Origin of the sequence: Kitasatospora sp. NPDC127035 (assembly GCF_042726075.1) — a bacterium.
In the GTDB taxonomy this organism is placed as follows: domain Bacteria; phylum Actinomycetota; class Actinomycetes; order Streptomycetales; family Streptomycetaceae; genus Kitasatospora.
Genome location: NZ_JBHXDN010000004.1, coordinates 16,282 through 37,524, shown reverse-complemented (window position 1 = coordinate 37,524; position 21,243 = coordinate 16,282). Strand labels below are relative to the sequence as shown.

At 74.7% G+C, this 21,243-nt stretch carries 13 protein-coding genes; 8 read left to right on the top strand and 5 right to left on the bottom strand.

What is annotated here, in order from left to right:
• Nucleotides 1-309 precede the first annotated feature (309 nt).
• Complete coding sequence (locus tag ACFWIC_RS03205) at nucleotides 310-2,487, bottom strand: MMPL family transporter (RefSeq protein ID WP_329881898.1); 2,178 nt, start codon at nucleotides 2,485-2,487, stop codon at nucleotides 310-312.
• A gap of 551 nt (nucleotides 2,488-3,038) precedes the next feature.
• Here ACFWIC_RS03205 and ACFWIC_RS03200 point away from each other — a divergent pair.
• The 5 genes from ACFWIC_RS03200 to ACFWIC_RS03180 all read left to right on the top strand — a co-directional run bounded on the left by ACFWIC_RS03200 (nucleotide 3,039) and on the right by ACFWIC_RS03180 (nucleotide 9,596).
• Nucleotides 3,039-5,288: an MMPL family transporter gene (locus ACFWIC_RS03200; RefSeq protein ID WP_380515625.1), complete on the top strand. Its 2,250-nt coding sequence runs from the start codon at nucleotides 3,039-3,041 to the stop codon at nucleotides 5,286-5,288.
• A gap of 189 nt (nucleotides 5,289-5,477) precedes the next feature.
• A complete protein-coding gene (locus ACFWIC_RS03195; RefSeq protein WP_380515363.1) occupies nucleotides 5,478-6,371 on the top strand; it encodes a phosphotransferase enzyme family protein in 894 nt (297 codons plus the stop codon).
• Between the two features lie 218 nt (nucleotides 6,372-6,589).
• Nucleotides 6,590-7,672, top strand: coding sequence for a polysaccharide deacetylase family protein (locus ACFWIC_RS03190; protein ID WP_380515360.1), 1,083 nt, complete (start codon nucleotides 6,590-6,592; stop codon nucleotides 7,670-7,672).
• A 55-nt stretch (nucleotides 7,673-7,727) separates the two neighbouring features.
• Entirely contained in the window at nucleotides 7,728-8,636 is a 909-nt protein-coding gene (locus tag ACFWIC_RS03185; RefSeq protein ID WP_329952120.1) for an SHOCT domain-containing protein, read from the top strand.
• A 96-nt stretch (nucleotides 8,637-8,732) separates the two neighbouring features.
• The gene (locus ACFWIC_RS03180) at nucleotides 8,733-9,596 is read left to right on the top strand and encodes a DUF3592 domain-containing protein (protein WP_380515357.1); all 864 of its coding nucleotides are present in this window, start codon (nucleotides 8,733-8,735) and stop codon (nucleotides 9,594-9,596) included.
• On the opposite strand, the gene ACFWIC_RS03175 is transcribed toward ACFWIC_RS03180, so the two are convergent.
• The 4 genes from ACFWIC_RS03175 to ACFWIC_RS03160 form a co-directional block, all read right to left on the bottom strand.
• Nucleotides 9,575-10,036, bottom strand: a complete 462-nt coding sequence (locus tag ACFWIC_RS03175) for a GNAT family N-acetyltransferase (RefSeq protein ID WP_380356394.1) — start codon at nucleotides 10,034-10,036, stop codon at nucleotides 9,575-9,577. The genes ACFWIC_RS03180 and ACFWIC_RS03175 overlap by 22 nt on opposite strands.
• A gap of 197 nt (nucleotides 10,037-10,233) precedes the next feature.
• Nucleotides 10,234-10,935: an exonuclease domain-containing protein gene (locus ACFWIC_RS03170; RefSeq protein WP_329881891.1), complete on the bottom strand. Its 702-nt coding sequence runs from the start codon at nucleotides 10,933-10,935 to the stop codon at nucleotides 10,234-10,236.
• Nucleotides 10,936-11,028: 93 nt separating this feature from the next.
• Nucleotides 11,029-12,291, bottom strand: coding sequence for a Dyp-type peroxidase (locus tag ACFWIC_RS03165; protein WP_380356390.1), 1,263 nt, complete (start codon nucleotides 12,289-12,291; stop codon nucleotides 11,029-11,031).
• Nucleotides 12,292-12,693: 402 nt separating this feature from the next.
• Nucleotides 12,694-13,974, bottom strand: a complete 1,281-nt coding sequence (locus ACFWIC_RS03160; RefSeq protein ID WP_329881889.1) for an SAV2148 family HEPN domain-containing protein — start codon at nucleotides 13,972-13,974, stop codon at nucleotides 12,694-12,696.
• Between the two features lie 594 nt (nucleotides 13,975-14,568).
• On the opposite strand from ACFWIC_RS03160, the gene glgX reads away from it, so the two are divergent.
• The 3 genes from glgX to treZ all read left to right on the top strand — a co-directional run bounded on the left by glgX (nucleotide 14,569) and on the right by treZ (nucleotide 21,243).
• Entirely contained in the window at nucleotides 14,569-16,725 is a 2,157-nt protein-coding gene (gene glgX / locus ACFWIC_RS03155; RefSeq protein ID WP_329952115.1) for a glycogen debranching protein GlgX, read from the top strand.
• A 229-nt stretch (nucleotides 16,726-16,954) separates the two neighbouring features.
• Nucleotides 16,955-19,429 (top strand): malto-oligosyltrehalose synthase, encoded by a 2,475-nt coding sequence (gene treY / locus ACFWIC_RS03150; RefSeq protein WP_380515351.1) that lies wholly within the window; start codon nucleotides 16,955-16,957, stop codon nucleotides 19,427-19,429.
• Nucleotides 19,426-21,243, top strand: a complete 1,818-nt coding sequence (gene treZ, locus ACFWIC_RS03145; RefSeq protein ID WP_380515348.1) for a malto-oligosyltrehalose trehalohydrolase — start codon at nucleotides 19,426-19,428, stop codon at nucleotides 21,241-21,243. The genes treY and treZ overlap by 4 nt, the downstream gene beginning before the upstream one ends.

The following is a 21,243-nucleotide window of genomic DNA, read 5'->3' as shown; positions in this document are numbered from 1 at the left end:
AGCCGCGATCCCCATCCGGAGGCTGAAACACCGGACAAAACAAATGCGCCTGTTGGTTGGAACCAGCAGGCGCACACAAGCGTTCATGGGAACCAAAACTGCAACTGGTTCGACTGTAGCACGGCCGCACCCCGATTGACCGGGGATTTTCTGCTCTACAGATCACGTTTGCAGCCCTCGGGAAAGGGGCAACCCGGCGGCGAAAAGCGCACACGGCGCCCGCCGGAGCGGGCGCCGTGTGCGCGTGCGTGGTGCGTGGTGACGGATACGCCGTACGTGCTGCGCCGTACCCGCCGGGTGACCGGTCGGTCAGCGGCGCCCGGCCGCCTCCGGCAGTCCGTGCGCGTCCTGCGCGCCGCCCACGGGGGCGTGGCCGGCTCCCGGGGCGTCGCCGTGGCCGGGCCACCAGGCCGCCCGGCCGATCAGCGCGGTGAGCGCCGGGGTGAAGAACATCGCCATCACGAAGGCCGCCAGGATGATGCCGAAGGCCATCGCGAAGCCGAACTCCAGCATGAAGATGTTGCCCGCGAGCATGAACGTCCCGAACGACGCCGCCAGGATGAAGCCGGCCGCCGCGACGGTCGGACCGCCGTGGCGCAGCGCCTCCCGGGCCGCCTCGCGCGGGGAGCGGCCCTCGCGGGCCTCCTCGCGCAGACGGGCGATGATCAGGATGTTGTAGTCGGTCCCGATCGCCACCACGAAGAGGTAGATCAGGATCGGCAGCATGAACATGATGCCGTGCTCGCCCTTGATGTTCTGGAAGAGCAGGGTCGAGGACCCGAGGGTGGCGGTGAAGCCGAGGCCCACCGAGGCCATCAGGTACCAGGGCGCGACCACGCTGCGCAGTTGGAGCCCGAGGATCAGCAGGATCAGCAGACCTGCGATCGGGAACACCAGCTTGTAGTCGTGGCTCATCGCCAGGTTGATGTCCTTGTAGACGGCGGTCAGGCCGCCGACCTTGGTCTCGGTGCCGCCCGGCGCCTGCGCGTGGGCGACCTCGCGCAGCTTCGTGAGGGTGTCTATCGCCTCGTTGCTGGACGGCTCGTTCTTGAGCAGCACGGTGAAGTCGGCGGTGGCGCCGTCCTCGCTGAGCTGGGGCTTCGACGCGGCGGTGGCCACGCCGGGAACGCCGCCGAGCTTGGCGGCGAAGCCCTCGAACGCACCCGCGTCGAGCTTGCCGCCGCCGGTGGTGGTCAGGTAGACGTGGCTCGGGTCCGCGGCGCCGGCCGAGAAGCCGTTGACCAGCTTGTCCTGGACGACCATCGACTCCTTGTCCTTGGGCATGGAGCTGCCCGCGAGGTCGAAGGTGCCGTTGTAGCCGAGGGCGCCGGCCGAGAGGGCCAGCAGCACGCCGCCGGAGGCCACGGCGACCAGGGCGGGGCGCTTCTGCACCAGGCGGCCGAGGGCGAGGAAGCGGGCGTCCTTGGGCTCGTTCATCCACTTCTTGCCGGGCCAGAAGACCGCGCGCGCCGGGATGACGGCGAGCAGGGCCGGGGCCAGGGTGAGCGAGGCGAACGCGGTGACGACGACGGCGATGGCCAGGGCCGGGCCGAGCGCCTTGAACATGCCGAGGCTGGAGAGGATCAGCACCGCGAAGGCGACGGTGACCGCGCCGGCCGCGGAGGCGATGGCCTCGCCGACCCGGCCGACCGCGTTGGCGACGGCTTCCTTGCGGTCGTCACCGGCGCGCAGCCGCTCGCGGTAGCGGAACGCCAGGAACAGGAAGTAGTCGGTGCCGACACCGAGCACCACGACGATCAGGATCGCCGACAGGACCGGTGTGCTCTCCAGTTTGAACGCCTTGGTGGCGTAGGCGATCAGGCCGTTGGCCGCCGGCATGGCGATGATCAGCGAGACCACGATCGGCAGCAGTCCGGCGAGGACGCTGCGGAAGATGATCCCGACGATGATCACGACCAGCACCAGGGTGGCCAGCGCGATCACGGCGTCGGCGGCTCCGGAGGACTCCTTCTGGTCCAGCGCCTGGGCGGCTGCGCCGCCGAGCTGGAACTTGAGGTTGGTCCCGGAGGTGAGGGACTTGCCCTCGTCCCGGAGCTTCTTGGCGGCCTCGCCGAACTCGTCGGACTGCTGGGTGGCCTTGTCGATGGCGATCGGGGCGAGCGCGTACTTGCCGTCCTTGGAGGTCGACTGCTCGCTCGCCGGGACGATCTTCTCGACGTGCTCGATCTTCTTGTCGGTGAGACCCTGGACGATCTTGGCCATGGCGTCCTTGTCGGACGCGTCCATCGGGGCACCGTCGTTGCGCTCGAAGAGCGCGAGTGCGGACGGCGTGAAGTTGGCCGGGAACGCCTTCTCCTGGAGCACCGAGGCCTGGATCGACTCGTAGTGCTTGGGAAGGAACGAGGCCTCGTCGGTCTGCGCGGTGATCTTCGGGGCCGATGCGGCGATGGCGATCATCGCGATGACCCACGCCGCGATCACCCACCAGGCGCGACGGACGACGAAATGTCCTAGTCGGTGGAACATGCTCGTGATGCCTCCTGGGCATGGTTCACCGCAGCCCTTGGGGGACGGGACGCCGGGCGACGGATCGAGACCGGCCCGGGCCGTGCAGGGGCACAGCACCTAGCCGGTCGGCAGGTAAGTATTCAGGGAGCATCATCCTACGACCGCTTGCTTGCCGGCCGGCAAGCAACCCCCGTAACCCTGTAGCCGATCCCCCTGAGGCCGCCGTACGGAGGCCGCACCCATCTTCGCGCGCGTACGACACCCGTGACCTCGTGCTCCGGGTGGAGACCGATCCCCCTCAGGGTGGACTTTTTACCCTCCCGCAGGGAGGAGAAGTCAGGGTTCCCTGGTAGGGAAAACCCCACCCCTCCCCCGAGGAAGACCACAGGGGGAACTCCCCCGCCAGCCGGATACTCCGTCAACCTCCGTCTCCCTAAGGTCGATTGCGACGCCGGATCCGCAGCCGGCCTCCGCTCCCGGCGGCCGACCACCGCCGTACCACCGGCCGCACCCGCTCACCGGGGCTCCGGCCGCTCTCCCAGGGGGACCTCGTGAAGACCAAGCTCGGCATGGCCGCCGCGATGGGCGCATGGAGCGCCCGGCACAGAAAGACGGCCGTCTTCGGCTGGCTGATCTTCGTCGTCGCCGCCGCGTTCCTCGGCGGCCTGCACGGAAGCACCCAGGTCAAGGAGTCCGAGGCGATGCCCGGCCAGGTCTCCCGGGCCGCCAAGATCCTCGACGACGCCGGACTCAAGTCCCCGGCGAGCGAGACCGTGCTGATCCAGAGCGCCACCCTGACCTCCGAGGCCCCCGCCTTCAGGACCACCGTCGAGCAGGTGATCAAGGGCGTCGACGGCACCGGCAAGGCCGACGGCATCCGCTCCCCGTACGACACCCGGGCGATCTCCGCGGACGGCCACTCCGTCCTCGTCCAGCTCACCGTGAAGGGCGATCACGACGAGGCGGTCGAGAACGTCACCGCCGTGGTGGACGCCGTCGCCGCCGTGCAGAAGCAGCACCCCGACCTCACCGTGGTCGAACTCGGCGACGCCAGCTCCGGCAAGTGGATCGACCAGCAGTTCGCCGACGACTTCGCCCGCGCCGAGTGGACGGCCGTCCCGCTCGCCCTCGGCATCCTGCTGATCGCCTTCGGCGCGCTGGTCGCCGCCGTCCTCCCCGTGGTCCTCGCCATCACCGCCTTCGTCGCGGCCGGCGGGCTGGTCGCCCTCAGCAGCGGGTTCCTCCACACCAGCAACAACGCCAGCTCCGTGATGCTCCTCGTCGGCCTCGCCGTCGGCGTCGACTACTGCCTGTTCTACCTGCGCCGCGAGCGCGAGGAGCGGGCCGCCGGCCGCGACCTGGACACGGCGCTGAAGGTCGCCGCCGCCACCAGCGGCCGGGCCGTCCTGGTCTCCGGCGTCACCGTGGTGGTCGCCATGGCCGGCATGTTCCTCACCGGAATCGCCGAGTTCCAGGCCATGGCCTACGCCACCATCGTGGTCGTCGTCACCGCGGTGCTCGGCTCGCTCACCGTGCTGCCCGCCCTGCTGTCCATGCTCGGCGACCGGGTCGACAAGGGCCGCGTCCCCTTCCTCCGCAAGCTCCGCCGCGCCGACGCCGCCACCACCGGCGGCCGGTTCTGGAACGCCGTCCTCACCCCCGTGCTGCGCCGCCCGCTGGCCGCCACCGTCCTCGCCGGCGCCGTCCTGCTCGGCCTGTCCGCGCCCATGCTCACCATGCACACCGCCAACCTCACGTTCCAGCAGCAGCTGCCCGAGGGCAACCGGCTGGTCGCCGTCTCGCAGAAGATCGAGGCCGCCTTCCCCGGCAGCCCGGCCCCCGCCTCCGTGGTCATCAAGTCCACCGACATCGACTCCCCCGCGATGACCGCGGCGATCGCCGACCTCAAGGCGAAGGCCCTGGCCAGCGGCCGGATGCACGGTCCGGTGGACGTCACCGTCCACGCCGAGCAGAACGTCGCCACCGTCGACATACCGCTCAACGGCACCGGCAACGACGACGTCAGCAACGGCGCGCTGAAGGCCCTCCGCGAGGACCTGGTGCCCTCCACCGTCCTCAAGGTGCCCGGCACCGAGGCCCCGGTCACCGGTCGCACCGCCGGCTCGTACGACTTCAACGCCAAGATGACCGGCTCGATGCCGCTGGTGTTCGGCTTCGTGGTGGCCTTCGCCTTCCTCCTGATGCTGACCTCGTTCCGCTCGCTGGCCGTCGCCGGCACCGCCGTGGTGCTCAACCTGCTCTCGGTCGGCGCCGCGTACGGCGTGCTCACCCTGGTCTTCCAGCACGGTGTCGGCGCCTCGCTGCTCGGCACCGCCGGGGTCGGCGCGGTCGAGTCCTGGGTGCCGCTCTTCCTCTTCGTGATCCTCTTCGGCCTCTCGATGGACTACCACGTCTTCGTGGTCTCCCGGATCAAGGAGGGCCACGACCGGGGCATGCCGACCCGGGCCGCCGTCGCGCACGGCATCCGCTCCACGGCCGGGGTGGTCACCAGCGCCGCGGTGATCATGGTGGCGGTGTTCGGGGTCTTCGGCACCCTCTCCATGCAGGCGATGAAGCAGATGGGCGTCGGCCTCGCGGTCGCGGTGCTGATCGACGCGACGATCATCCGCGCGGTCCTGCTGCCCGCGGTGATGACCCTGCTCGGGGACCACAACTGGTACCTGCCCCGCTGGCTCGGCTGGCTGCCGAACCTCTCGCACGGCGAGACCTTCCCGCCGGTCGGCGCCCCCGCCGCGACGATCGCCCCGCCGGCCCCCGAGCCGGCCCTCCAGGCCCGGCACCGCCGGATCGAGGTCTGACCTTCCCCTCCGACCTCACACCCGCCGGGCCCCGCGACACGCGGGGCCCGGCACCTCTTTGCCAGAATGATCGCCGTCTCCCCCCGGAGCCCGCCCTCACCCCCGCCCGCACGCCCCCGCCGTCCGTCCGGAGCCCGGCAGGCCGCAGGACGAAGGCGGGCCCCGACCGCCACCACGGAACGGACCCCCATGCTCCCCTTCGACGAGAGCCGGGCCCGGCTGATCCTCGCCCACGCCTGCGAGTCCGCCGGCCTTCCCGCGCCCGACGGCGCGCGGCTGCTCGCGCTCGGCGAGAACGCCGTCTTCGACCTCGGCGACCCGGCCGTGGTCGCCAAGGTCGGGCGCGGCCCCGAACTGGCCGAGCGCACCCGCCGTGAACTCACCGTCGCCGACTGGCTGGCCGGCCGGGGCATCCCCGTGGTCCGCCCGTACGACGCGCTGCCCGCCGAACCGCGGCACACCCTCGGGCACCCCGTCACCTTCTGGCACCGGCTCCCGCCCGCCGGGCGGCCCGCCCGCCCGGCCGACCTCGCCCCGCTGCTGACCGCCCTGCACCTGCTGCCCGACCCGCCGTTCCGGCTCGCCCGGCGCGACCTGCTCGCCCCCGTCGAACGCTGGCTCGCCTCCGCCGAGGGCCACGTCGACCCGGCCGACGTGGACTTCCTGCGCCGCCGCCGGGACACCTTCGCCGCGGCCCTGCCCGACCTCCACCCGCACCTGCCGACCGGGGTGATCCACGGCGACGCGTTGCCGCGCAACGTCCACATCGGGCCGGACGGACCCGTCCTGCTCGACCTGGAGACCGTCTCGCGCGACCTGCGTGAGCACGACCTGGTGGTCCTGGCGCTCAGCCACGACCGCTACGGCGTCCCCGTCGGGGAGTACCGGGCGTTCACCGACGCGTACGGCTGGGACGTGCGCGAGTGGTCCGGCTTCACGGTGCTGCGCGGGGCCCGCGAGACGGCGAGCGCCTCCTGGGTCGCCCAGCAGGTGCCGGGCAACCCGGCCGCGCTCGCCGAGTTCCGGCGGCGGGTGGACTCGCTGCGCTCGGGGGCGACGGAGGTGCGCTGGTACCCGTTCTGACCCTGCGGCCGGTGCGGCGGGCCGGTCCGGCGGGCGGGGGTGCGGGCAGGGGCACGGGCGGGGGTGCGGCGGACCGCGCGTGGCGGCGGCCCTGAGGGGCCGTCGGGGCGGGGTGTCCCCCGAGGAGGGCGCAACCGGGTCGATGCCATCGGCGTCTTATCCGACAGTCATCCCGACCGAGGATCGGCATCCGCCTCTGCACCTCAGGAGCCGCCGCCATGCCGCAGCACTCCGCCCCGCCGCGCCCCTCGTCCTCCGCCCGGCGCCGCCGACTCGCCACGGGCTGCGCCGCGCTCGCCGCCTCGCTGGCGCTCGCCGCCTGCGGCACCGCCAACGGCGCGCTCCGGCCCGAACCGGGCACGACCACCGCCGCACCTTCCTCGCCGACGGGCCCGGTACCGACCGCCCCCGCGTCGCCGTCCGCGCCACCGCCGTCCGGACCGCCGTCGCCCGGGCCATCGGCGTCCGCGCCTCCGCCGTCCGGGTCGCCGTCGTCCGGCCCTCCGGTGTCCGGCCCTCCCGTGTCCGGCTCCGCCCCGGCCACCCCGCCGGTCACGTCACCGCCCACCCGCACGCCCGCCCCGAAGCCCACCACCCCCCGCCCCCCGACCGCGAGGCCGACGACACCCCCCGCACCGGCGCCGTCCCCCACCACCACCGCGCCCAGGACTCCGGCGCCCCCGGCGCCGTCCACCGGGGTCTCCACCGCGATCGTCAGCTCCACCGCGTCCGGCGGCCGGACGGTCGCGCTCACCTTCGACGACGGCCCCGGCCCGGCCACCGGCCAGGTCCTGGACCTGCTCGCCCAGTACCACGCCAAGGCCACGTTCTGCCTGGTCGGCAAGCAGGCCGCCGCCGATCCGGCCACCGTCCGGCGGATCGTGGCGGCCGGCCACCGGCTCTGCGACCACAGTGTCGACCACCCGCAGCCGTTCGCCGCCCTCCCGCACGACCGGGCGGTCCGTCAGATCGCCGACGCCGAGGCCATGATCGTCCGGGCCGGCGGCCCGGGCTCCACGGTGGGCTGGTTCCGCGCCCCCGGCGGCGCGTTCACCGAGGACAACCGGCGGATCGCCGCGGACAACGGCCTGCGACCGCTCGGCTGGTCGGTCGACCCGCGCGACTGGTCCCGCCCCGGCACGGCCGCGATCGTCTCGGCCGTCCGGACCGGGCTCAGGCCGGGCGGCGTTGTCCTGCTCCACGACGGCGGCGGCGACCGCAGCCAGACCGTCGCCGCGCTCCGGCAACTGCTGCCCTGGCTGGTGGCCCAGGGTTACCGCTTCGACGTCCCGGCGAGCTGATCCGGTCACCCGGGCACCGCCCGTCCCGTCACCCGCGCCCCCTAGAATCCGGCCCATGGCCACCGATCACCCCACGGAACTCGGACCGCTCGGACCACGCCTGAGTACCGGTCGGGTCCTCGGACTGCTCGCGCTCGCCGCCCCCGTCGCGGCGGCCGGCTGGATCACCGGCACCGGCTTCGTCCGGGCCTTCGTCGAGGACGCCTGCGGGCCCGAACGGTCCTGCGGCGGCCTCGACATCGCCGTCCACCTCGCCGGTGGCCTCCTGGGCTGGCTGGCAGCCCTGGTGGGCACCGCCACCACCGCGCACGGGGACGGTCCGCTGGACGGCGACTCGGCCACCTCCGACCGCGGCGTCCTGCTCGGCTGCGTCGCCCTCGGTCTGGTCGGCGCCTCCTTCGCCGACAACACCTTCCACCCGTGGCTGCTCGCCCCGGTCGCCCCGCTCGCGCTGGCCACGATCGGACTCGACCGCTTCGGCGCCCGGCGGTGGCGCACCACGCGGACGGAGCAGCTCCGCACCGCCGGACAGGAGCGCAGGCTGGCCGGGTCCGGTGTCACCGTCACCGGCACGGTGGTGGGCGTCGCCGGCGACGGCAGCACTCACGACGGCGCCCCCGTGCTTCGGCTGACCGTCGAGTTCACCACCGCGGACGGCACCGTCCGCACCACCACCGTGACCGGCGCCTTCCCCGCCCCCGGGGGCCCGCGCCGCGGCAGCCCCGCCGAGGTCCGCTACGACCCGGCCGACCCGTCGGTGGCCCGGGCCACCGTCACGGACCCCGGCCCCGACGACGCCGTCCCCACCACCACCCCCGGAGCCGCACCGCCGGAGATCGTGGACGGCCTGGAGCGCCTCGCCGCCCTGCACCGTCAAGGGGCCCTGGACGAGGTCGAGTTCGCCCTGGCCAAGGCCCAGCTGCTCGGACGCGCCCCCGAGGACCGCCGGCCCGCCCTGCCGTAGACGCCGCACCGCCGACGCCTCCCGTTCACCCGGGTCTTCCCCCGCGGGCCGCCCCGGTTCACCCCGCGGACGGTCGAACGGCACTACCGTCCGCGCATGACGACAGAGCGCCGGATCACCGGACCCCGTCTGCTGGCCCTCGTCCTCCTGTGCGGCCTCGCCGTGGCGGCCGGTCGGCTCGGCACCGCCGGGCTGGTGCGGGTGCCCGCCGCCGACCCCTGCGGCCGGGAGACGGGCTGCGACGCCAACGCCATGGTGCTGGAAATCACCTGCGGCCTGGTGTGCTGGCTGCTCTCGATGGTCTGCGCGGCTGCCCTGGCCAACAACGCCGACGAGGACGACCGCTGCCACCGCATGTCGGGCGGCCTGATCCTCCCGGTCTGGCTCCTGCTCACCCTGGTGGGCGCCTACGGCGCCGACGGGGCCCCTCGCCCCTGGCTCCTGGTCCCGATCGGTGCGTTTGCCCTGATCGCCCTCCTGGCGGGCGTCCCCGCGGAACGGCGGGTGGCCCGCGAGACCGCGGTGCACCGCCGGGCACGGGCCCTCGCCCGACGACTGGCCGACCACGGCGTCACCGTCGCCGGCACCGTCACCGCGCTCGCGGAGGCGGCCACCCCCGCTCCTCGCCGGGTCGGTCTGCGGCTCACCGTGAAGTACCGCACCCTCGACGGCGAGGAGCGCGCGACCACCCAGCCGGGGGCGTTCCCGGCCTACGCGCTGCCCCGGGTCGGCGACCGGGTGACCGTCCGCTACGACCCGCGGCACCCGGACGGTGCCGAGATCGCCGTCCGCCCGCCCGACGAGCAGTCCGGCGACGCCGTCTCCGTCCTCGCCCGGGAGCTGGAGCGAGTGGCCGTGCTGCACCGGGAGGGCCTCCTGGACGGCGCCGAGTTCGCCCTCGCCAAGGCGCGCCTCCTCGCTCCCGCGCCGGAGGCCGGCTACTCCACGGCGAGCCGGTAGACCTGTCGCGAGCCGCCCTCCGGCCCCGGCGCGGCGGGCCCGCCCGGGGCGAAGCCGAGCCGCTCGTAGAAGACCCTGGCGCCACTGGCCACCGCACCCGGGTGGTCGGCGCCGAAGGTGATCACCTCCACCGTCGCGGGGCCGCGGACGTACCGCCGCAGCGCGTCGTCGACCAGGGCCCGCCCGACGCCCGTCCCCCGGGCCCGCTCGGCCACCACCAGCCAGTGCAGGTGGTGGCGGCCGTCCGGGCCGGTCCCGAAGAGCAGCCCGCCGAGCGGGCCGTCCGGGCCGTCGGCGACCAGCGCGAGCCCGCGCTCGGTGTGCCCGGCCACCGCCCGGTGGAACCCGGGCTCGGCCACCATCGGTCCGAACCACTCCTCCACCTCGGCCGCGAGCCCGAGGAAGGCGGGGAGATCGTGCTCAGCCAGTCTGATGATCATTGCGGCAGTGTCGCAGACGGGCCGCCGGACGGCAGGCTGCCGGGCGGCCCGGCGGCGGATCGGCAACGCGACCGCACCCGGCCCGCGTTCCGGTCACGGGCCGGGTGCGCCGCCGGGCACCGGCGCCCGCACCGTCGCCCGCACCGCGTCGGGCGGGCGGGCGCAGTGCGATCACCGGTCGCCGGTCGCCGGTCGCCTCAGCGCAGGGGCCAGCGGGGGTCGATGACGGCCTGCGGGTCCTTGCCGCGGCGGAACCACGCCTGGAGGTCCTCGGCCCAGACCCGGTACCAGCCGATCTGGCGGGTGTGGAGCTCGGCGGGCGGGACGGCGCCGACCTCGGCCGGGTAGCGCTCACCCAGCGCGACGGCCACCCGGACGGCGGCGAGCGCGTCGCTGCCGGCCTCGTGCGCGTCGGTCAGCTCGACGCCGTACACCTCGCAGACCCGCTGGAGCGTCCGGGAGCCCTTGCGGTACTTGTCCACGGCGCGGTCGATGACCAGCGCGTCGAGGACCGGTCCGACGGGGCCGCCGAGGCGCTCGGCGAGCGACGGCAGTCCGTGCCGGCGCAGCTCCGCGTCGAGCAGCGAGAGGTCGAAGGTGGCGTTGAAGGCCACCACCGGACGCCCGGCGGCGAGCCGCTCGCAGAGGGCGGCGGCTATCTCGTCCACCGCCTCCTTGGCCGGGCGGCCCTTGGCGCGGGCGAGGCCGTCGCCGATGCCGTGGATCGCCTCGGCCTCGGCGGGGATCGGGACGCCCGGGTCGAGGAGCCAGCCGGTGGCGCTCAGCCGGCGGGCCCCGACGGTGTCCACGAGGGCGGCCGTGACGATGCGGTCCACGGCCGGGTCGGTGCCCGTGGTCTCCAGGTCGAAGCCGACCAGTGGCTGCTGCCACCAGCTCATAGGGGTGTGTCCTTCCGTCCTACTGGTCGAAACAGCCCCCATCATCGCCCGCCCCTCCGACAATCCGGCCGGTGGGGCGGGCGGGGGCGGCGCTCAGGCCGCGTCGAGCAGGGTCCGACCGAACCAGTCGGCGGCGTCCCGGACACCGGGGAGGACGTAGAAGTAGCCGCCTCCGGTGGGGCGGAGGAAGCGGGCCAGCGGCTCGTCGGCGAGCCGGGTCTGGACCGCCTCGAACTGGCGGACCACGTCCTGCTGGTAGCAGCAGAACGCCAGGCCGTGCTCGGGGACGCCGTCCGCGTCGAGGCCCCGGTCGTAGGTGAAGGCGCGGCGCAGGATGCGGCTGCCCCGGGCCGCGTCGGTGCGCGGGTTGGCGAGCCTGATGTGCGAGTCGAGGGCGATCACGGCGCCCTTCGGATCCTGGCCGTAGTCCGGTTTGTCGTTCTCCTTGGCGCGGCCGAGCGGGGCGCCGTCGGACTTGCGGCGGCCGATCATCCGCTCCTGGTCCGTCAGCGGCACCTCGTCCCAGGGCCCGGTCAGGGTGCGGACGGCCCGGACCACCTGGTAGCTGCCGCCGACCGCCCAGGCGGGTTCGCCGCCGCCCGCGCCGACCCAGACCAGCTCGTCCATGTCCCGGGCGGAGCCGGTGTCGGGGTTCTCGATGCCGTCCTTGAAGCCGAGCAGGTTCCGTGCGGCGCCGGACGGACGGGCGCGGTTCTGGAAGCCGTCCAGCTGCCAGCGCGGCCGGACCGCGCCCCGGAGCGCCCGCAGCAGGTCGCGCACGGCGTGCTCGACGGTGTCCCGGCTCGTGGCGCAGACCTGGAGCGAGAGGTCCCCGTGGCACTCGGCGGGGCGCAGCGCGTCGTTGGGGAAGGTCCGCATCGCGGTGAGCTTGCGGGGGCGGGCGTCGGCGAGGCCGTAGCGGGCGTCGAAGAGGGAGGCGCCGACGGCGACGGTGACGGTGAGGTCGTCGGTGGGCAGGGCGGCGGCGGTCCCGAGGGTGCCGCTGTCCGCGGGCGGGGCGTCGGGGCCGAGGTCGGGCGGGGTGCCGCCGCCGGTCAGGAAGCGGATCCGGTCGGTGAGGGTGCGCAGCAGCGCCCCCAGCGCCGTGCGGTCGGCGACGTTGACGTCGACGGCGAGGAAGGTGCCGTACCCGGGTGGGGGGTTCAGGATGCCGGCCTGGTGGAGGCCGTGGAACGGGATCAGGCCGGTGGTCGCGCGCGGCCCGGGGGCCGCGGGCGCGGCGCCGCCGGTGCCGAGGGTGAGCGCCCCGGCGGCGCCGGCCCCGAGGGCGGTGCGGACGAAGCTGCGGCGGGAGGCGCCGGGGGCGCCAGGGTCGGTCGTGTACTGACTGGACAACGGCGGGCCTTCCGGATCGACGGGCAGGGGTGCGCGGGCATGCCGAAGGGGGCCTCGCGGCAGCCGGGGGGACGCGCGGCAGGCCCGGAACCGGCCTGCTGATCATGAAATCGACGCTAGCAAGCCCCGGCCCGGCCCGCCCCCGGAACGTGCACCCCGGCTGACCGTCCGTCGGCCGATCAGCCGCCCGTCTCCATCCGTCCGGCCTACGGCCCGTCCGCCGCCCTGCCCGCAGCCGTCGCGAGGCCCCTTGCCGAGGCCCCTTGCCGAGGTCCCGTCACGAGGTCCCTTCGCGAGGTCCCTTCGTGAGGTCGCCGCAGCGGGGTCCTTTCGCGAGGTCCCGTCACGAGGGCGCCTCGGTGAGGCCCCGGGGCGCGGGCTCCCCGCCCGGGGAGGCGGGCGTCAGGAGACCGGCCGGGAGTCCGCCCAGATGCCCTCGAACTCCTCGCGGTAGACCTCCAGCAGCCCGGCGTCCGTCCCGCCCGGCTGCTGGCCGGCACCGCCGCGCAGCACCAGCGCGGGCGACTCCATGCCGCGCGCGCGGCGCAGGTAGGGCTGGACGACGCCGAGGTCCCGGGTCTGGCGGCGTCCGCCGGCGCCGAGCTGCCCCGCACCGGCCGGGCCCTCGACCAGGTAGGCGGTGAACCGGGGGGTCTCGTCGAAGACCCTGATCTCGAAGCCGCCCTGGTCCCGCAGCCGGGCGCGGACCCGGCGGACGTGCAGGATGTTCATCTGGATCGAGCGGGCCAGCTCGCCGCGCCCGAGGCCCAGCTCGCGTTCGCGGCGGCGGACGGCGCTGCTGGTCGGGTTGAGGAACAGCAGCCGGACCCGGCAGCCGTCGGTGGCGAGCCGGACGAGCCGCTTGCCGGTGTAGTTCTGGCAGAGCATGCCGAGGCCGATGCCCAGCGCGTCGAGCCGCCGGGCGCCGTCGAGCAGGTCCTCGACGGGCAGGTCGCGCTGGAGCCGGACCCGGTCGGGGTGGACGGCGACGACGTCCGCGTAGCGGCCGGCGACCAGGGACTCGACGACGTCGGCGGGGACGCCGCCGGCGCCGCCGTCGAGCAGGGCCAGCAGCCGGGCGGCGGCGCGTTCGGTCTGGGCGAGGACGGTGCCGGTGAGGACGCGGTTGCGGGAGACGACGTGCCGGGCGACCTCCAGCTCGTCCAGCGCCAGTTCTATCTCCCGACGGTCCGCCAGGTAGGGCTCGAAGCAGGGCCAGTGCTGGACCATCAGCTCCCGCAGCTGGGGCAGGGTGAGGAAGACCAGCGGGTCGTCGTCGGCCGGGTCGAGCAGGTAGCCCTTGCGGCGGCTGACCTCGCGGACGGCGCCGGCCCGGTGCGCCCACTCCTCGCCCGCCGGGCCGGCTGCGGCCGTGACCCAGTCCTCGCCGTGGGCGGGCGCGTAGATCGGGTGCAGCACCTCGTCGACGAGCGAGCGGAGCCGCTGCTCGACGAGGTTGAGCCAGACATAGGCGCGGCCGGACAGCCGGACCCGCTGGTAGGCGTCCTCCCACTCGGCGCCGGACCAGGCCAGCGCGGGGACCTCGACCGGGCCGCCCTGCGCGGGCACGACCGCCCGGCCGGTCAGGGCGGGGCGCATGACGACCGTCTGCGCCTCGCTGCGGGCGCTGCCCCGGTCGGGGCCGCCGGGCCCACCGCCACGTCCGCCGGCGGGGAACACCATGCGCCACCTCACCTGGTTCCTGCTCGGAGCTGCCTGCTCGCTGTACGGCTCGCCGTACGGCCGGCTCTGCTGCTGTCTGTGTGCTGCCCGTCCGGCTCGTCCGGAACGGCTCACCGCCGGGCCTTCTGATACTGCGCCACGAGTGCGGGGCGGCCGGACGATCAAGAGTACTGCCCGCCGCGAACCGCCCGCAGCCGGTTCGGCCACGGCGGCGCCCCGGCCCCCGCCCGCCCCAACCGTCTCACCTGCCCCGCCCGCCCGGAAGCCCCCGGACGGCACCGGGACGCGCCGGATCGCGCAGGGCCGCGCACGGGCGCCGGAACCGCTCCGGCAGGGCCCCGACGCACCCCGGACCGGCCGCGGATCGGCCGCGGACCGGCCCCGGGAGTCCGGGCGGACACCCGTTCGGGCGAATACGGCACAAATGGCCCCGCCCTCGGGGGACGCGTCGGGGAGTATGCGGACTGTGCCGTGCGTCACGGCACACGACCGTCGCACATGCCCGGCCGCCCGGCCGGGAAGAGAGCGTCGGGGTCCGGCCCGACCATCGGACTATCTGTCAGTTCTCCTTCTAAGCAAGGAAGTTGAGGAGCCATGCAGGTCTGGCCAGGGAAGCCCTACCCCCTCGGTGCCACCTACGACGGGGCCGGCACCAACTTCGCGGTGTTCTCGGAGAGCGCCGACCGGATCGAGCTCTGCCTGCTCGGCGAGGACGGTGCGGAGACCTCCGTCGAGCTGCGCGAGACCGACGCCTTCGTCCGGCACGCCTACCTCCCGGGCGTCCAGCCCGGCCAGCGGTACGGCTTCCGCGTCCACGGCCCCCACAACCCGGGGCTCGGTCAGCGGCACAACAGCGCGAAACTGCTGCTGGACCCGTACGCCAAGGCGATGAGCGGGAACATCGACTGGGACGAGTCCGTCTACGGCTACCACTTCGGCGCGCCCGAGCGCCGCAACGACCTCGACTCGGCGCCCCACACCATGCACTCGGTGGTGATCAACCCCTACTTCGACTGGGGCACCGACCGACCGCCGCGCACCGACTACCACCGAACCGTCCTGTACGAGGCCCACGTGAAGGGCCTCACCCGCCTCCACCCCGGCATCCCGGAGGAGATCCGCGGCACCTACGCGGGCGTCGCCCACCCCGCCGTGATCGAGCACCTGGCCAAGCTCGGCGTCACCGCGATCGAACTGATGCCGGTGCACCAGTTCGTCCGTGATCACCGGCTGCGCGACCTCGGCCTCTCCAACTACTGGGGCTACAACACGATCGGCTTCTTCGCCCCGCACTCCTCCTACTCCTCCACCGGCGACCGCGGCCAGCAGGTGCAGGAGTTCAAGTCGATGGTGAAGGCCCTGCACGCGGCCGGCATCGAGGTCATCCTCGACGTGGTCTACAACCACACCGCCGAGGGCAACCACCTCGGTCCGACGCTGTCGATGCGCGGCCTGGACAACGCCTCCTACTACCGGCTGGCCCGGGACCAGCGGTTCTACGAGGACACCACCGGCACCGGCAACAGCCTGCTGATGCGCAGCCCGCACGTGCTCCAGCTGATCATGGACTCGCTGCGCTACTGGGTCACCGAGATGCACGTCGACGGCTTCCGCTTCGACCTCGCCGCCACCCTCGCCCGGCAGTTCCACGAGGTCGACCGGCTGTCCTCGTTCTTCGACCTCGTCCAGCAGGACCCGGTGGTCTCCCAGGCCAAGCTGATCGCCGAGCCCTGGGACCTCGGCGAGGGCGGCTACCAGGTCGGCAACTTCCCGCCGCTGTGGACCGAGTGGAACGGCATGTACCGGGACACCGTCCGCGACCTGTGGCGCGGCGAGAACGCCACCCTCGCCGAGTTCGGCTCCCGGCTCACCGGCTCCTCCGACCTCTACCAGGACGACGGCCGCCGCCCGATCGCCTCGATCAACTTCGTCACCTGCCACGACGGCTTCACCCTGCGCGACCTCGTCTCCTACAACGAGAAGCGCAACGAGGCCAACGGCGAGGGCAACCGGGACGGCGAGTCCTTCAACCGCTCCTGGAACTGCGGCGCCGAAGGGCCCTGCGACGACCCGGCGGTCGAGGAGCTGCGCGCGCGCCAGCAGCGCAACTTCCTCGCCACCCTGATGCTCTCCCAGGGCGTACCGATGCTCTCGCACGGCGACGAGTTCGGCCGCACCCAACTGGGCAACAACAACACCTACTGCCAGGACAACGAGCTGAGCTGGGTGCACTGGCCGGACGGCGACGGGCCCGGCGCCCGGCTGCTGGAGTTCACCCAGGGCATGGTCTGGCTCCGCCGCGACCACCCCGTCTTCCGGCGCCGCCGCTTCTTCCACGGCCGCCCCGTCTCGGGCCCCGCCCTCTCCGGCCGCCCCACCGGGGACGGCGCCGGCGGGTACGAGGACCTCACCGACATCGCCTGGTTCACACCCGGCGGGGAGGAGATGACCAAGCGCAACTGGGGCGCCAGCTACGCCAAGTCCCTCACCGTCTTCCTCAACGGCTACGCCATCTCGGAGCCGGACCGGCGCGGCGGGCGGATCGTCGACGACTCCTTCCTGCTGCTGTTCAACGCGCACTTCGAACAGCTGGAGTTCACCGTCCCGGCCGGGCACGGGCAGGAGTGGCAGGTGGTGGTGGACACCGCGCAGCCGCGACTGCCCGCGCCGGGGTCGGGCGCCCGGGTCAAGGCCGGGGACACCCTCTGGCTCACCGACCGCTCGCTGATGGTGCTGCAACGGCCCGCGTGAGATCCCCCGGGGTCCGGCGCACCGCCTCCCCCGCAGGAAGGACGGTGCCCGCCACCGGCCGGCGAGAGCCCTGCCGGCCGGTGGCGGGCGCCGGGCGGCGGGGGACCGGGCCGCGAGGGCGCGGCCGGCCCCGGCGGGAGCCTCCGGGCCCGGCCGTCCACCGCGCCGCTCACCTGTTCGGGTCAGCAACGGGTCTTGCGTACCGGCCCGGCCGGGTAGGCATGGACACATGACCAACGCCGCCGAGCCCGCGCAGCCCCGCCCGGCCGTCGTCCCTCCCGCCGGCGTCCCCACCGCCAGCTACCGCCTCCAGCTCCAGCCGGGCTTCACCCTGCACGACGCCGCCGCGGCCGTCCCCTACCTGGCCGCCCTCGGCGTCTCCCACCTGCACCTCTCCCCGCTGCTGGAGGCCGTCCCCGGCTCCACCCACGGCTACGACACCGTCGACCACGGCCGGATCGGGGAGCAGCTCGGCGGTGAGGACGCCCTGCGCGCGCTGGCCGCCGAGGCGCACCGGCACGGCCTGCGGCTGATCGCCGACGTGGTGCCCAACCACATGGCCGTCCCCGCACCCGAGCACCTCAACCGGCCGCTCTGGCACGTCCTGCGGGACGGCCCCGACTCGCCGTACGCGCGCTGGTTCGACATCGACTGGAGCGCCCAGCCCGGCCCGCCCGACGCCCCCGGGCGCGGACGGGTCCTGCTGCCGCTGCTCGGCGACCGGCTCGGCGCCGTCCTCGGCGAACTGGCCGTCGACGGCGACACCCTCCGCTACCACGACCACGCCCTCCCGCTGCGCCCCGGCACCGAGCGGCTCCCGCTGCCCGAGCTGCTCGCCCGGCAGTGGTACCGGCTCGCCTGGTGGCGGCTGGCCCGCACCGAACTCAACTACCGGCGGTTCTTCACCGTCAACGAGCTGATCGCCGTCCGGGTCGAGGAGCCCGAGGTGTTCGAGGCGACGCACGGCGTGCTGCTGCGGCTGCACCGCGAGGGCGTCCTGGACGGCTTCCGGATCGACCACCCGGACGGTCTGGCCGATCCGCGCGGGTACCTGGAGCGGCTGGCCCGGGCCACCGGCGGGGCGTACACGGTGGTGGAGAAGATCCTCACCGGCGACGAGCGGCTCCCCGCCGACTGGCCGTGCGCCGGCACCACCGGGTACGACGCGCTGCGCCGGATCGACGGGGTGCTCACCGACCACGCGGGCGCCTGCCGGCTGGCCGGCGCGTACGAGGCGTTCGTCACCGGCGCGTCGCCCGCCGACGGCGCGGCCCCGGCCGGCGAACCGTGCGCCGACCCGCACCCGGCGCTCGCCGCCGCCCGGCGCGGCCGGGCCGACATGGTCGCCCCCGAGGGGGAGCTCGCCGCCGAGGTCGAACGGCTGGTCCGGCTGGCCGTCCGGCTCGGCGCCGCCGAGCCCGCGTACGCCGACCACCCGCCGCAGCGGCTGCGGGCCGCGCTGCAGCGGCTGCTCACCGGATACCCCGCCTACCGCCCGTACGTCCGGCCCGGCGAGCCGCTGCCCGCCGCCTCCGCGGAGCAGCTGGACGAGGCGCTCGACGGCTCGGCCGACCCCACCGACCGGCTGGTCGCCGACCTCGCGGCGGGCCGGCTCGGCCGCGGCCCCGAGCAGGACGAGTTCGCCGCCCGGTTCGCCCAGACCGCCGCCGCGGTGGCCGCCAAGGGCGTCGAGGACACCGCCTTCTACCGCTGGAACGCGCTGCTGAGCCTCAACGAGGTCGGCGGCGAGCCCGCCCGGCCGGGCCTGCGGCCGGAGGACTTCCACGCCTGGTGCCACTACGTCGAACGGCACTGGCCGCACACCATGACCGTCCTCTCCACGCACGACACCAAGCGCAGCGCCGACGCCCGCGCCCGGCTCGCCGTCCTCGCCGAGCAGCCCCGGTCCTGGGCCGCGGAGGCCGCCGCCTGGTCCACCGCGGCCGGGCCGGGCGGGGACCGGGACAGCGACTGGCTGCTCTGGCAGACCCTGGTCGCCGCCTGGCCGGTCACCCCGGAACGGCTGGTCACCGCCGTCCTCAAGGCGGCCCGGGAGGCCAAGGTCCACACCTCCTGGACCACCCCCGACGTCCGCTTCGAGCGCGCCCTCGCCGACCGCGCCCGCGCCGTGTTCGGCCACCCCGGGCTGCTGCCCCGGGTCGAGGGGTACGTGAGCGCCCTCGCCCCGTACGCGCGGTCCAACACGCTCTCCGCGGCGCTGCTGCACCTCACCGTGCCCGGCGTGCCCGACCTCTACCAGGGCAGCGAGGAGCCGCTCCACACCCTGGTCGACCCGGACAACCGGGGCGTCGTCGACCTCGGGGCGCTGGCCGTCCGGCTCACCGACTCGCCCGCGACCCGGCCGGGTGACCCGGCCCGGGAGAAGCTGCACCTCACCACGACCGCGCTGCACCTGCGGAAGACCCGGGCCCTCGGCGCCCACCGGCCGCTGACCGCGGTCGGCCCCGCCGCCGACCACCTGCTCGCCTTCGGGCGCGGGACGGACGTGGTCACCGCGGTCACCCGGCTGCCGTACGGCCTCGACCGGGCCGGCGGCTGGCGCACCACCGAGCTGCACCTGCCGGCCGGCGGCCGGTGGACGGACGAGCTCACCGAGCGCCACTTCCCGCCCGGCCCGGTACCGGTGGCCGACCTGCTGGCGGCGTACCCGGTGGCGCTGCTGACCAGAAGGAGCGAGGCATGACGCCCGACCACCCGGCCGGCCGCGCCGCGACCCACCGTGAGGCGACCGGACATGCCGGGGCGCCGCGTGACGGGACCCCGCGGGCGGGGGCCCGCTACGAGGTCTGGGCCCCGTCGGCGGACGAGCTGGTCGAGGTGGCGGTCGACGGCACCCGTCACCCGCTGACCCGCGACCCCACCCGCGCCGGCTGGTGGCACGGCGACGCACCCGCCGGGGACTACGCGTTCGTGCTCGACGACGGCCGCCCGCTGCCCGACCCGCGCTCCCCCCGGCAGCCGCACGGCCCGGACGGCCCCAGCCGGGCCGTCGACCACACCGGGTTCCGCTGGTCACGGACCGACTGGCGCGGCCGGCCGCTGCCCGGCGCGGTGCTGTACGAGCTGCACGTCGGCACCTTCACCGCCGCCGGCACCTTCGAGGCGGCGACCCACCACCTCGACCACCTCGTCGACCTGGGCGTCGACTTCGTCGAACTGATGCCGGTCTGCCCGTTCCCCGGCAAGCACGGCTGGGGGTACGACGGCGTCTCGCTCTGGGCCGTGCACGAGCCCTACGGCGGACCGGAGGGCCTGAAGCGGTTCGTCGACGCCGCGCACCGCAAGGGCCTCGGCGTCGTCCTCGACGTCGTGCACAACCACCTCGGCCCGTCCGGCAACTACCTTCCCGCGTACGGCCCGTACTTCACCGACCGGCACCACACCCCCTGGGGCGCGGCGGTCAACCTGGACGCACCCGGCTCCGACGAGGTGCGCGCCTACCTGATCGGCAGCGCGCTCGCCTGGCTGCGCGACTACCGGATCGACGGCCTGCGGCTGGACGCCGTGCACGCCCTCGCCGACGACCGGGCCGTCCACTTCCTGGAGGAACTCGCCACCGAGGTCGACCGGTTGGCCACGGCCACCAACCGGCCGCTGTTCCTGATCGCCGAGTCCGACCTCAACGACCCGCGCACCACCACCCCGCGCGAGGCCGGCGGCCAGGGCCTCGCCGCCCAGTGGAGCGACGACTTCCACCACGCCCTGCACTGCGCCCTGACCGGCGAATCCCAGGGCTACTACGGCGACTTCGCCGAAACCCCGCTGGTGGCGGTCGCCCGGACGCTCACCCGGGGGTACTTCCACGACGGCACCTGGTCCTCGTTCCGCGGGCGCCACCACGGCCGCCCGTTCCCGCCCGCCCACGGGCACCGGCTGCTCGGCTACCTCCAGACCCACGACCAGGTCGGCAACCGGGCGCTCGGCGACCGGATCTCCGCCACCCTCTCCCCCGGCCGGCTCGCCTGCGGCGCCGCACTGGTGCTCACCTCGCCGTTCACCCCGATGCTGTTCATGGGCGAGGAGTGGGGCGCCGCCACCCCCTGGCAGTACTTCACCGACCACACCGACCCGAACCTCGCCGAGGCCGTCCGCCGGGGCCGCCGACGGGAGTTCGCCGAACACGGCTGGGCCGCGGAGGCCGTACCGGACCCGCAGGAGCCCGCCACCGTGCTGCGCTCCGTCCTCGACTGGACCGAACCGCGAAGCGGACCGCACGCCGGACTGCTCGACTGGTACCGGACGCTGATCCGCCTGCGCCGCGGGGCGCCGGAGCTCTCCGACCCCGATCTCGCGGCGGTCCGGGCCGAGTTCGACGACGCCGCGGGGTGGCTGGTGGTGCACCGGGGCCGGTACCGGACGGCGGTCAACCTGGGCACGGCGCCCGTCGCGGTGCCGCTCGGCGGCGAGGCGGAGGTGGTGGCCGGCTACGGCGGGTACGCGGTGGCGGGCGACGGCCTCACGCTGGAGCCCGACTCGGTCGCGCTGCTCCGCCTGTGA

What these genes read in the sequence shown, in the direction of transcription:
- treY (WP_380515351.1), top strand. Translation starts at nt 16,955, where the DNA reads ATGACCAACGCCGCCGAGCCCGCGCAGCCCCGCCCGGCCGTCGTCCCT.
- ACFWIC_RS03205 (WP_329881898.1), bottom strand. Translation starts at nt 2,487, where the DNA reads ATGTTCCACCGACTAGGACATTTCGTCGTCCGTCGCGCCTGGTGGGTG.
- ACFWIC_RS03160 (WP_329881889.1), bottom strand. Translation starts at nt 13,974, where the DNA reads ATGGTGTTCCCCGCCGGCGGACGTGGCGGTGGGCCCGGCGGCCCCGAC.
- ACFWIC_RS03175 (WP_380356394.1), bottom strand. Translation starts at nt 10,036, where the DNA reads ATGATCATCAGACTGGCTGAGCACGATCTCCCCGCCTTCCTCGGGCTC.
- ACFWIC_RS03190 (WP_380515360.1), top strand. Translation starts at nt 6,590, where the DNA reads ATGCCGCAGCACTCCGCCCCGCCGCGCCCCTCGTCCTCCGCCCGGCGC.
- ACFWIC_RS03195 (WP_380515363.1), top strand. Translation starts at nt 5,478, where the DNA reads ATGCTCCCCTTCGACGAGAGCCGGGCCCGGCTGATCCTCGCCCACGCC.
- ACFWIC_RS03185 (WP_329952120.1), top strand. Translation starts at nt 7,728, where the DNA reads ATGGCCACCGATCACCCCACGGAACTCGGACCGCTCGGACCACGCCTG.
- glgX (WP_329952115.1), top strand. Translation starts at nt 14,569, where the DNA reads ATGCAGGTCTGGCCAGGGAAGCCCTACCCCCTCGGTGCCACCTACGAC.
- ACFWIC_RS03200 (WP_380515625.1), top strand. Translation starts at nt 3,039, where the DNA reads ATGGCCGCCGCGATGGGCGCATGGAGCGCCCGGCACAGAAAGACGGCC.
- ACFWIC_RS03170 (WP_329881891.1), bottom strand. Translation starts at nt 10,935, where the DNA reads ATGAGCTGGTGGCAGCAGCCACTGGTCGGCTTCGACCTGGAGACCACG.
- ACFWIC_RS03180 (WP_380515357.1), top strand. Translation starts at nt 8,733, where the DNA reads ATGACGACAGAGCGCCGGATCACCGGACCCCGTCTGCTGGCCCTCGTC.
- treZ (WP_380515348.1), top strand. Translation starts at nt 19,426, where the DNA reads ATGACGCCCGACCACCCGGCCGGCCGCGCCGCGACCCACCGTGAGGCG.